Origin of the sequence: Endozoicomonas sp. ALC013 (assembly GCF_049310205.1) — a bacterium.
Classification (GTDB): domain Bacteria; phylum Pseudomonadota; class Gammaproteobacteria; order Pseudomonadales; family Endozoicomonadaceae; genus Endozoicomonas.
The window spans coordinates 1-10,988 of sequence record NZ_JBLYNS010000151.1 but is presented as its reverse complement, the minus strand read 5'-3'; the positions used below and the strand labels follow the sequence as shown (position 1 = coordinate 10,988).

Genomic DNA, 10,988 nt, shown 5'->3' with positions numbered 1-10,988 from the left:
GCCCAAAACATTCAGTTTACGGACTCTGAACTGATTGTCACCTTACTGGATGGCAGGGTTATCCATATACCCATCCCCTGGTTCCCCACTCTGGCCGATGCAACCGAAAAACAACGGGCCAACTGGGAGGTACTGGGAGAGGGTGATGGCATATACTGGCCGGAGTTGGATGAAGATCTAAGTGTTGAGGGGCTTGTTAAAGGTACCCACTAAACCACCCCAATAACATCCCGGTAAATATCTGCAACAGGCAGTTCAAGCCCAACCGAGCTCAATACCAGTTGATCACCCTTTTTCATCTGGGTTAATTGCCACTGCTCGCCGGAGCGACGGTAAAGATCCACCAGCATATCCTGCTGATCCACCAGCAGGTACTCTTCCAGACTGGCAATTTGCGTATAGGCAGCCAGCTTGCCCAAACGATCATGCTGCTCGGTATTGGGCGACAACACCTCAACAATCAGCTTCGGGGTTTCTTCTACATAGGGGTCTTTTGGAGTTTCATCAGAGGTGTGACTGCAAGCAACCATCACATCCGGGTAAAAGAACATGGCGTTATTCTTACCACCAGCGCGGACTTTCATATCGGAGGCAAAGACCTGGCAGGCTGTGCCCTGAAGATGATTGCCCAGCAGCCTGGAGAGTGTCGACGTTAACAAGTTATGCCGCCGACTGGCACCGACCATGGCATAAACGTAACCATTGACAAATTCGTGTTTAACCTCAGCTGTTTTCTCCGCTTCAAGGTACTCGGCGACGGTGATTGGGTAGGTTTTCATAAGTGGTTGCATGGTCGTTCCTGATGGTGTGTTTATTATGTGGTATTCAGGATAGTTGGGGAATGATAGGTAACAAGGAGCCAAATGATATCAAGTTGAATTCTTACTGAAATTGATACGCTGAACAGATAAACTACCCGGTTTTAAATGTTCTGATCCATTTGGTGCCACCATGCGAGCCATATCAAAAGCAGAGCTTTTTCTGTTGGTTGCTTTCTTTTTTGTGCTGCCCATGTACGAGGGCCCTAAAAACCTGTTGTTAGTGGTTTATATCATTACCTGGTGTGTACAAAGTTGGAGAGCAAAGGATTTTGGCGGCAAGCTTCGCTCTTGGGAATGGTTTCTTGTCCTGTTTCTTGCCGCAGGCTTTATCTCGGCCCACACCAATCCGTTTGGGTGGGATAAGCCGGTAGGTGGGGCACTGACTTTTGCCAAACTGATTATACCGGCACTGCTGATTTCCAGAACAAGTATCCCAACACCGAAAGTCAACCTTTTGGGATCATCAATCATATTGGGAACATTGATTGCAATACTTGAGTCTTGGTATGTCTGGCATCGTGATGGTGGCGAGTATCCAGAACTCAACTCGGTTGGTCATGTTAATCAGACAGCGTTGTATATTGCCATTGCCTTTGGTGTATCTCTGTCACTGTTCATGCTTCAGAAGCGCTGGATAAAAGGGTTCTCTGCCATTGCTGCTCTGTTCTTTGCGATTGCCATGGTGCCTACTATCTCAATTACCGCTGTTGCTGTTATTGCTGCAATGGCCATTGCCGCTATTTTTATGCAGTTCCGGCCTGACCAGAAACACCTGACCCTACTCACTGCAAGCGTGATTATTATCGGGATTTCACTCTTTGTCGCCAGCAACCATATTTCCACGGTAAAAAGTTTTAAAGCTAATATCGCCTATCATATACAGGGCGGCGATACTGGCAGCTCATTCCTAAGCAAGCGGGATGTTATTTTTAACTCCGTTATTTTTGTTCTGCCAGACTTCCCAATGTTTGGTGCGGGCGATCGTCATTTTGACATTGCCACCAGTGAAGAATATATGCAGTCTGTCGCTGCCCTACGAGGAATTCCGTATGAATCTGAGCGTTTTTTCCATACAAACCATGGCCATAACATAGTTACTTCCGTTCTGCTGAACCGGGGCTATATTGGACTGTTCTTGATGCTCACTTTTATCCTGGTAGCCGCCTGGAAGCATCTACAGTGGCTTATTCAATATTACTCTGAACGGAAACTGGAACTCGAACCGGTCATCGGTATTATGACAGGCATATACATTATTGTTGGAGGTATGGGCAACTCAACCCTCTATGTTGAACATGGTCAATTAGCATTCTGTCTGATCGGGCTTTCCATGGGATACCTGCAGAGAAAGACCAATCGAAAAGTGATTGATTCTCAGACTTATACTATTTCTGAGCACTCAGTGGAAAAGTCCAGCCCCAGCCAGAGCTCAGAAGATCATGTGCTTTAGCTTGAAGGAAAGCATAAGCTAGCGGCAAGAAGCCTGCTTTCTGCTGCCGTTATAATTTCCACTGATCTATACTCTCGCTTGAAAGCCATGAAGGTAGAGTGAAATTTGCTATAAGTGTCTTCATGGTGAAAACAGCAAGGCTTTGCGTATGAAAATTCTGGTGACCAAGTTTCGTAATCTCGGTGATGTTTTACTGTCAACACCACTGTTTGCGAGCTTGAAAGCAATCTATCCTGACTCGGAGCTTCATGTTTCCGTTAACGATTTCTGTAATCAAGTAGTAGCCGATAATCCCAATGTTGATAAGGTAATCCCCTATTCCCGAGGCAAGAAAAGTGAGCAAACCTTCTGGCAGCGTATTCGTACGGAAATTGAGTTTTACCGGCAGTTTAAAGGGCAGTACGACCTCGTTATTAACCTTACTGAAGGGGATCGAGGTTGTATCATCAGTGCTCTTTCGGGAGCAACCCGGCGAATGGGATACATTAAAAAGCCGACATTGATCAACCGGCTTGCTCGTTTTGATACGACATTCAATAGCCAGCAACGTATCCCTACGGTTCAGAAAGACCTGCAATTTGCTGAGGCCATCGATTCCCAAAAAGTAATAAAGAAAGTCACCTTGGGCTGGCGGAAAAATCATGAAGAGATGATCGACGAACTATTGTCCAGACTAGAGCTAAATGAAGGTTTTGTGGTCGTCCACCCGGTTTCACGATGGATGTACAAGTGCTGGGACTCAGCCAAAGTCGCTCAGTGTATCGACCATATCCAGAAAAAATGGCAAAAACCCGTTCTTCTAACGACGTCTTCCGACCCTAAAGAAGTCCGTATGGCAGAGGAAATTGCCAGCCACTGCCAGCAAAAGCCTCTCCAACTGCCACAGCCAGTTAACCTGCAGGCTTACGCTTACCTGACATCAAAAGCCTGCATGTTTTTTGGTATTGACTCAGCCCCCATGCACATTGCTGCTTCTACAGATACACCTGTAGTTGCACTTTTCGGAGCCAGTGAACCAAACCTCTGGGGCCCCTGGGACAATAAACAGGGAAGCAACTACCAGCTGATGACAGGTGTTCAACATAATGGTCTTCACCGTGTAGTATCCAATGACAATCTGGAACTCTACTTTGAAAATGATTGCAAACTATCAAGAGGAATGATGGCAATTCCCCTCCCTCAGGTTATATCAGAGCTGGATAGCGCGTTTGATCAACTATCGCATAACACTGAGGCAACTAATACTACTGACACTGCCCAGCTCACCTCTGGTGCAGTTGCAATATAAATATAGTAGTGACTCAAATTTTTAACCCAGACATTTGATAATGAGCAAACCATCTAACCTTCACTTTGTCCTGAATGATAAAGATCGCTGGCAGGATTTACTTTCCGGCGACCTGCCAGCACCAACAGAAATCAAACACAGAGTCATCACCGGAGAGGATATTTGGATATCATTAACCTACTTACATTTTAGACTTGCAGGTTACCAGGTGACCTTAAGCAGCGAGGCCCGTTCAGACAAAATAAATGTCATTGATGGTGTCAAATCCGGTCCAAAAAATACCTTTGCCAACTACTTCTATGTAGCCTGCAGAAATGATGCTCATTACCCAGAACTGGCACATTTTGTTCTTCATCAGAACTTAATCCTGACGGGAAAGCATAACGAAGTTTATGTTCCCCAGTGGCCACAGCCCGGCTTGATTTTGCGTGACAACCAACGCGGAAATAGCATCAAAACAGTGGCATTTTTTGGTCAGCCCAAGCGAAACCTGGCGGAAGCATTCCAGTCCGAAGCATTTTTGTCCGAACTGAAAAAGCGCGGTATCGAGTTCATTATTAAAGGAAAGAGCAACGATAGCGTTGAGTGGCACGATTACTCTAACGTAGATATTGTGATTGCTGTCCGGGATGTGCCGGTAGAGCTGCTAAAAATCAAACCCGTCAATAAAGCCACCAATGCCTGGCTTGCTGGAGCGTTATGCATTACGGGTGATGAGCCTGCCATAACAGCTGCATTTAATAGTAATAAAGCCGTTCTACATGCCACTACTGTCAATGGCGTCCTGGCAATTATTGACCGTTTGCGGGAACATTCTGAGCTTTTTTCAGAACTTGTAACAGAGTGCCAAAAACTTGCCCTGGACTACAGTGAGCCATCAGTACTTTCTTACTGGGTCAGAATGGAGGAGCTGGTTACTCCAGAATTTGAATGCTGGAAAAAAACCGGGAAGGCAGAGAGGCTGATCAACTACTCTCGGAGGAGAATACTTAACCGGTTCAGTAAATCAACCCACAAGTGGACCATTTCCCGGCATATCTAATCTATTGCCGGAGCCTCTTGATTTCTGTTTACTATCTTGCCAAGGCCTGAAACGACTATGAGCTTATACAAAAAGCTGGCTATCTTTTTTAAGTACCACAAAAAGAAGTTCAAAAAACTTGGCGAGAATGTTCAATTTAAAGAATTGGATTCAAAGTATCTTCACACTGAAAACATTGTGCTTGATGACCACTGCAAAATTCTTGGCCAAGCCTATATTGACGGCAGTGGTGGTATTTTCATAGGCCGCGGCTCAGTACTGGCACCTCTATGCACTATCATAACCAGTAATCATTTTTATGATGAAAATGACCTTAAATTTCTGCCTTACGACAATCGTATGGTCAGAAAGCCCGTCAATATTGGCAGGTATTGCTGGATAGGTCGTAACGTAATGATTATGCCGGGAATAACCATCGGTGATGCATCAATAATCGCTGCTGGTAGCGTTGTTGTAAAAAATGTTCCGCCTTATAGCGTAGTAGGTGGAAACCCGGCTCAAGTCATTAAACAGAGAAACCAGAATAAGCTGGAAGTATTAATTCACGAAAAACGATGCTATGAAGATCCTGAAGCCAATTCGGACAAGAAGAAAGTCTTTGTATAGCAGAGAAAATCGTTGCTACATTGTCAATTATTAATATTCACATCGCATTAATCCCACTGGCTATTGAATAACCAGTGGTTCAGTATATAAGCCGAGCCATTAATAAGTTAATCCGCCCCTCGGAATACCGACTCCATATCATGCACCATTTTAACTTTAGTACAGTTGGCCAAAGCATAATCCAGACTGTACCTTGCAAACTGCTCTCTCTTTTCAGAATCATTCACTAGTGTTTCAAGAGCTTCACGAACGGTATTCTCATCTCTGGTCTTAACCAATAGGCCATTTTCCCCCGGATGGAGAACCTCAAGAATACTACCAACATCGGTAGATATAATCGGGAGCCTGCACAGCATAGCCTGCATAATTCCTTGAGGAACCCCTTCATTACCATAGGAGGGAAGGCAGAAAATATCCATCAACTGAAGCCAGGGAACAACATTCTCCTGATTACCTGGCATAGTTACCTTGTCTGAAATACCAAGTTCTGAAATTTGCTGTTGAACATTTTCAAACTGTGGTCCGTCACCAACAATCAGCAGATGTATATCGTCCCTGGACAACTGCGCAAAAGCATTGATCAGATATTCATGCCCTTTCCAGGACCGCAGGGTTGCAAGAATACCAATAATGGTTTTATCCACGGGTAAACCCAGAGCCTGACGGATTTCATTTTTGTTATCAGCCGGTACAAAACGTGATTGATCGATACCGGTAGGAATCGACTTCATCTTTTCCAGCGGAATGCCGTTGTGGCTGTGCAATGTTTGTCTTAGCTGCTCACCAGTTGTGACAATAAAATCGTTCCCTTTATTGTATAGCCACAATGTGCTCCGGTTGTTGTGTACCGCTGTTGATAGGTGGCGGGTTCGTACAATTCTTGGACGGTGCTTTTTCCAGGCCAGACAGAGCGAAACCAGCCAGCTATCGGTAGAGCTGTGGGTATTAACCACATCAAAGTGATGTGCGGATAAATACTGATGCATTGCCCATAAAGAAGATAGCTTCTTTTTCTGAATCGGCAGAGCAACCGCCGGAATACCTCTTTTCAGGGCCGCCTCATAAATCTTTGAGTGTTCAGGACAGGCGATGGTAACCTGATGGCCTCGATCAATCATACCTTCAGACTCAGTCAGGGTTCTGATTTCCTGACCACCCCATCCACAGGATGACTCTGTATGTAAAATTTTCATGCTTTTCTCAAGTATTCAATATCTGGCTATACAGAGACAACAACTGGTTTGTAAGCCGTTCTGAAGTGAATGGTTTAATGGTTTCCCGAGCCATCATACCCAGGCTCGTGGCATGGCCTTTATCAGTAAATGCGTTGATGGCAGAGGATAAAGCGGGTATATCCAGGGCATCACAGCAGTAGCCATTACGTCCTTCCTCAATAATCTCCGCTCCGCCACTGCTGGTACTGGTGATCACACCAAGGCCTGATGCCATGGCCTCTAGAATAACATTCGGAAAAGGGTCATAAATCGTGGGCAGAATAAAGCCGTCAGCAGCACCATAAAAACGACTACTGTCGTTCTTCATCCCCATAAAATGAACACGCTCAGCACAGCCCAGATCACGTGCCTTCTGCTGATATATTTCTTCCTGTTTATCCTTGCCAACAACAATCAGGTGCGCTTTTGTAGCTGCAACGGCTTCCAATGACGCTGACAGACCTTTTCGCTCAAACCCGGAACCCACAAACAGCATCGCCGCTGCATCTGCTTCAATTCCCAATGCTTCCCGGACTGCCAATCCTTCAGCCTGTTTCAGGGCAGGATTAAATTTTTCCTGATTAACACTGTTGTAGATAACGTGAACAATCTCTGGATTGATGGCAAACTCCCGGCACACTTCCACTTTTACCATTTGGGAGTTGCAAATCACCGCTCTCAACTTCGGATGCTCAAACATCTGCTTCTCCGCATCCATCACATAACGGTGAAAGCGATCATTTTTCATTCGCTTTGCTTGAGCTTCAGGAATAATTCTCGAGCGATGTTCCAGCCAGCATTTATGCACACCATCTCCAGCACGATAAATGGTACAACCCGGGATACGCTCATGGCTCTGAACAATATCAAAACTGGAGAAGTGTTTCTGTGCAGCCCTGGCAAAACCTCGTTCACGACTGACACGGCCCCATTTAAACGGGTTGCAAACCTCAATATGAACAGACGGGTTCTTTATACCATCCCACTGTCGTGTTAATACGGTAATATCCAGTTGCTGCTGCTCTGAGAGAGCAGACAACGCAGATGCCACAAAACGCTCAGCACCGCCATCGGGCCGATATTTTTGTCTGACAATAGCAAGCTTGATCATAAGTCAGGTGCCCGTTATTCACCGGTCTGCCTGCGGGTTTTACTCATAGCCCACAGCGCAGCATATTTATTGAAGGTATACTGGGTAACCACCAGTGAGAGCAGGAGCCCGTGGCCGCCATCAAGGAAGCCTTTCCTCAGTAAAAAGGTTTTAATAAACGCACCCAGCGCATGGCCAAAGGCAGATCCCAGACCGACCTTCTTGCCTTGCAAAAAGCGCTCTTCAGCCCAGCTTCGGGCATATACCAGTTGCTTTTGCTGAAACTGCATATAGTCATCGCAGGTACGATGCAGCAGGTCACCCTGGAGGTTGATCACTTCAGCTCCGGCAGTTTCAACGGATTCGTGTACCAGGTTGCTGTTATAGGTTCTCTCGTTATTCAGATAAAGACGCAGGACTCGATCCGGATACCAGCCACAATGCATCATGTAGCGGCCCAGAAACCAGTTACGCCGGGCACAGGAATACACTTTATTGGCTTGACGCGGTTTTGACAGCACTTCTGAAATGCTCACCTTGAGTTCATCGGTGACCTGCTCATCTGTATCCAGCATAAATATATAGTCAGATGTCGCATATTGCTGGGCAATCTGACGCTGCCTGCCATAACCCTGCCAGTCAGTGTGCTGATAAACCCTGGCACCACAACGGGTGGCAATCTCAGCTGTGTCATCGGTACTGCCAGCATCGAGAAGAATGATTTCATCAGCCCATTGCACGGAGTTCAGGCTACTCTCCAGGGTAGCACTGCTGTTTTTGGCAATCAGGACAACAGAAAGGGTAGTCGCTTGAGACATGAGTGGCTCGGCTCGCTTTGTCAGAAGCTGTCTCGAAGATCCAGCCAGCAAAAGAGACGAATCATATCGGCTTTGCAGAACCCCGTAAACGACAGGCTTTATCAACCTGACATTTCCGCCCAGTACGCTTTCAGTTAGAATAGCCCGACTTAATTTTTCACGGTAACCCTTCACTATGAAAGTCACTGTTTTCGGTATCGGCTACGTTGGCCTGGTACAGGCTGCGGTTCTGGCAGAAGTGGGTCATGATGTTGTCTGTGTCGACATTGATCAAAACAAAGTTGATAACCTGAAGCGCGGCATTATTCCTATCTACGAGCCAGGACTCGAGCCTATTGTGAAAGAGAACAGCGAGACTGGCCGACTGCACTTCACGACGGATGCCGCTGAGGGCACTGCCCATGGCACATTGCAGTTTATTGCCGTGGGAACGCCACCGGATGAAGATGGTTCTGCTGATTTGCAATACGTCCTCGCTGTGGCCGGTACGATTGCACAGCAGATGGATGACCGGAAAATCATTGTAAACAAGTCCACGGTCCCTGTCGGCACAGCCGATAAAGTAGCCGCCAAAGTGGCAGAAGTCCTGAAGATGCGAGGTGTTCAGCTTGAGTTTTCTGTCGCTTCTAACCCTGAGTTCCTGAAAGAAGGTGCGGCGGTTAATGACTGCATGAGACCGGATCGAATTGTGGTCGGTACCGACAGTGACCAAGTGACTGATACCATGAAAGAGCTGTACGCTCCTTTCAACCGCAACCATGACCGCATGATTTTTATGGATGTCCGAAGTGCGGAACTGACCAAGTACGCTGCGAACTGCATGCTGGCGACCAAGATCAGCTTTATGAATGAGATAGCTGGCCTGGCTGAACGACTGGGTGCTGATATTGAGATGGTGCGTCAGGGGATCGGCTCTGACCCCCGCATTGGCTTCCACTTTATCTATCCTGGCTGTGGTTACGGTGGCTCCTGCTTCCCGAAAGATGTTCAGGCCCTGAAAAGAACCGCAGAGGACATTGACTTTGAGCCCCTGATCCTGAGAGCCGTTGAAGAGCGCAATGCCCAGCAGAAAAATGTTCTGTTCACCAAACTCAGCAGACACTTTAACGGTCAGCTGGAAGGGAAAACCATTGCACTCTGGGGGCTGGCATTTAAACCCAATACAGACGATATGCGCGATGCGCCAAGCCGGGTGCTGATGGAATCACTCTGGCAGGCCGGTGCACAAGTGCAGGCCTATGACCCGGAGGCGATGGAAGAGGCACAACGCATCTATGGTCTTCGGGATGACCTGACACTGTCTGGTACACAACAAGCGGCAATTAAAGGCGCTGACGCACTGGTTATCTGCACTGAGTGGCGTCAATTCCGTGCTCCCGACTTTGACCAGCTGAAAGCGTTATTGAAAGAGCCTGTGATTTTTGATGGCCGTAACATGTACGAACCTCAACGGATGACGCTGAAAGGCTTCAAATACTACGCCATTGGTCGCTAACGCGGACTCTACTCATTCAAGCATCTTTTATAAAAAGATTGTGTACACAAAATACCCTCAGGGCATAAAACACTGAGCAACAGGTAAATCTTGGTGATCTTTATGCCCTTAGTGGTTTCAAAACAGGTAAACCACGATGAAATATCTGGTCACTGGAGCCGCAGGCTTTATTGGCTTCTTTACCACCAGGCGTCTCTGTGAAATGGAGCATGAAGTGGTTGGCATTGATAATCTCAATGACTATTACGACGTCAGCCTTAAGCATGGCCGCCTCAATGAACTGGCCCCACTGAAAAACTTTCGCTTTGTTGAACTCGACCTGGCGGATCGCGAGGGTATAGCCGCACTGTTCAAGCAGGAACAGTTCAACCGGGTGATTCATCTGGCAGCTCAGGCGGGCGTCCGTTACTCCATCGACAACCCTATGGCCTATATCGACAGCAACCTTGTTGGCCATGCCACCATTCTTGAAGGTTGCCGCAACAACGAGGTAGAACACCTTGTCTATGCCTCTTCCAGTTCTGTTTATGGCATGAATACCAAAATGCCATTTTCAACGACAGATGCTGTTGACCATCCGGTTTCACTCTACGCAGCGACCAAGAAATCCAATGAGTTAATGTCCCACACTTATTCGCATCTCTATGGCTTACCTACCACTGGCCTGCGCTTTTTTACGGTGTACGGTCCATGGGGGCGTCCGGATATGGCTTACTTCAAATTCACCCAGATGGTTAACCGTGGAGAGGCCATCCCCGTCTTTAATGAGGGCAAACTGAAAAGAGACTTCACCTACATTGATGATATCGTGGAAGGTATAGTACGCATTCAGGATGTTATTCCAACAAAGTCAGATCATTTTGACAGCACTGATCCGGGCCGCAGCTCAGCGCCCTACCGGATTTACAATATCGGTAACAACCAACCTGTTGAACTGATGACGTTTATCACAGCACTGGAAAATGCCATTGGTAAACAGGCCGAGAAGCAATACTTACCGATGCAGCCCGGTGACGTTTATGCAACCTATGCCGATGTCAGTGATTTGATGGAGACGGTCGGTTTTAAACCGTCAACGTCCATTGAAGAAGGGTTACAAATGTTTGCTCATTGGTACATGAACTGGCAGAAATAACGAAACGGCTTGTTTCAGAGCAGAAGATG

Annotated in this window: 12 protein-coding genes; 7 read left to right on the top strand and 5 right to left on the bottom strand. The window is 46.8% G+C overall.

Annotated elements, in window-relative coordinates:
* A partial coding sequence (locus ACO6V1_RS20000) for a DUF2442 domain-containing protein (RefSeq protein WP_422468186.1) occupies positions 1 to 213 on the top strand: 213 nt, incomplete at its 5' end.
* Here the strand turns inward: ACO6V1_RS20000 and ACO6V1_RS19995 are convergent.
* Both ACO6V1_RS19995 and ACO6V1_RS19990 read right to left on the bottom strand, forming a co-directional pair.
* Positions 210 to 791: a Uma2 family endonuclease gene (locus ACO6V1_RS19995; protein ID WP_422450236.1), complete on the bottom strand. Its 582-nt coding sequence runs from the start codon at positions 789 to 791 to the stop codon at positions 210 to 212. The genes ACO6V1_RS20000 and ACO6V1_RS19995 overlap by 4 nt on opposite strands.
* 78 nt (positions 792 to 869) lie before the next feature.
* Positions 870 to 1,013: a hypothetical protein gene (locus ACO6V1_RS19990; RefSeq protein WP_422468184.1), complete on the bottom strand. Its 144-nt coding sequence runs from the start codon at positions 1,011 to 1,013 to the stop codon at positions 870 to 872.
* 28 nt (positions 1,014 to 1,041) lie between these two features.
* On the opposite strand from ACO6V1_RS19990, the gene ACO6V1_RS19985 reads away from it, so the two are divergent.
* The 4 genes from ACO6V1_RS19985 to ACO6V1_RS19970 all read left to right on the top strand — a co-directional run bounded on the left by ACO6V1_RS19985 (position 1,042) and on the right by ACO6V1_RS19970 (position 5,207).
* A complete protein-coding gene (locus tag ACO6V1_RS19985) occupies positions 1,042 to 2,271 on the top strand; it encodes an O-antigen ligase family protein (protein ID WP_422468188.1) in 1,230 nt (409 codons plus the stop codon).
* A 148-nt stretch (positions 2,272 to 2,419) separates the two neighbouring features.
* Entirely contained in the window at positions 2,420 to 3,559 is a 1,140-nt protein-coding gene (gene rfaQ, locus ACO6V1_RS19980) for a putative lipopolysaccharide heptosyltransferase III (protein WP_422450234.1), read from the top strand.
* A gap of 40 nt (positions 3,560 to 3,599) precedes the next feature.
* On the top strand, positions 3,600 to 4,601 hold the full coding sequence (locus ACO6V1_RS19975) for a hypothetical protein (RefSeq protein ID WP_422450233.1): 1,002 nt from the start codon (positions 3,600 to 3,602) through the stop codon (positions 4,599 to 4,601).
* Between the two features lie 57 nt (positions 4,602 to 4,658).
* Complete coding sequence (locus ACO6V1_RS19970; protein ID WP_422450232.1) at positions 4,659 to 5,207, top strand: acyltransferase; 549 nt, start codon at positions 4,659 to 4,661, stop codon at positions 5,205 to 5,207.
* Between the two features lie 107 nt (positions 5,208 to 5,314).
* Here the strand turns inward: ACO6V1_RS19970 and ACO6V1_RS19965 are convergent, their stop codons facing one another.
* Genes ACO6V1_RS19965 through ACO6V1_RS19955 form a run of 3 tightly spaced genes read right to left on the bottom strand, consistent with a single transcriptional unit; the run spans position 5,315 to position 8,329 of the window.
* Entirely contained in the window at positions 5,315 to 6,400 is a 1,086-nt protein-coding gene (locus tag ACO6V1_RS19965) for a glycosyltransferase family 4 protein (protein WP_422468182.1), read from the bottom strand.
* Between the two features lie 7 nt (positions 6,401 to 6,407).
* On the bottom strand, positions 6,408 to 7,532 hold the full coding sequence (locus ACO6V1_RS19960) for a glycosyltransferase family 4 protein (RefSeq protein WP_422468180.1): 1,125 nt from the start codon (positions 7,530 to 7,532) through the stop codon (positions 6,408 to 6,410).
* A gap of 14 nt (positions 7,533 to 7,546) precedes the next feature.
* Entirely contained in the window at positions 7,547 to 8,329 is a 783-nt protein-coding gene (locus tag ACO6V1_RS19955; RefSeq protein WP_422468178.1) for a glycosyltransferase family 2 protein, read from the bottom strand.
* Positions 8,330 to 8,504: 175 nt separating this feature from the next.
* On the opposite strand from ACO6V1_RS19955, the gene ACO6V1_RS19950 reads away from it, so the two are divergent.
* Positions 8,505 to 9,824 carry a UDP-glucose dehydrogenase family protein gene (locus ACO6V1_RS19950; RefSeq protein WP_422468176.1) on the top strand — a complete coding sequence of 440 codons (1,320 nt, stop codon included), beginning with the start codon at positions 8,505 to 8,507 and terminating at the stop codon, positions 9,822 to 9,824.
* A gap of 136 nt (positions 9,825 to 9,960) precedes the next feature.
* A complete protein-coding gene (locus tag ACO6V1_RS19945; protein ID WP_422450227.1) occupies positions 9,961 to 10,959 on the top strand; it encodes an NAD-dependent epimerase in 999 nt (332 codons plus the stop codon).
* The last annotated feature ends 29 nt before the right edge of the window (positions 10,960 to 10,988 follow it).

Bases quoted from the DNA above. Each gene is read 5' to 3' on its own strand.
- ACO6V1_RS19965 (WP_422468182.1), bottom strand. From the start codon at position 6,400: ATGAAAATTTTACATACAGAGTCATCCTGTGGATGGGGTGGTCAGGAA.
- ACO6V1_RS19970 (WP_422450232.1), top strand. From the start codon at position 4,659: ATGAGCTTATACAAAAAGCTGGCTATCTTTTTTAAGTACCACAAAAAG.
- ACO6V1_RS19950 (WP_422468176.1), top strand. From the start codon at position 8,505: ATGAAAGTCACTGTTTTCGGTATCGGCTACGTTGGCCTGGTACAGGCT.
- ACO6V1_RS19960 (WP_422468180.1), bottom strand. From the start codon at position 7,532: ATGATCAAGCTTGCTATTGTCAGACAAAAATATCGGCCCGATGGCGGT.
- rfaQ (WP_422450234.1), top strand. From the start codon at position 2,420: ATGAAAATTCTGGTGACCAAGTTTCGTAATCTCGGTGATGTTTTACTG.
- ACO6V1_RS19955 (WP_422468178.1), bottom strand. From the start codon at position 8,329: ATGTCTCAAGCGACTACCCTTTCTGTTGTCCTGATTGCCAAAAACAGC.
- ACO6V1_RS19945 (WP_422450227.1), top strand. From the start codon at position 9,961: ATGAAATATCTGGTCACTGGAGCCGCAGGCTTTATTGGCTTCTTTACC.
- ACO6V1_RS19990 (WP_422468184.1), bottom strand. From the start codon at position 1,013: ATGGGCAGCACAAAAAAGAAAGCAACCAACAGAAAAAGCTCTGCTTTT.
- ACO6V1_RS19975 (WP_422450233.1), top strand. From the start codon at position 3,600: ATGAGCAAACCATCTAACCTTCACTTTGTCCTGAATGATAAAGATCGC.
- ACO6V1_RS19995 (WP_422450236.1), bottom strand. From the start codon at position 791: ATGCAACCACTTATGAAAACCTACCCAATCACCGTCGCCGAGTACCTT.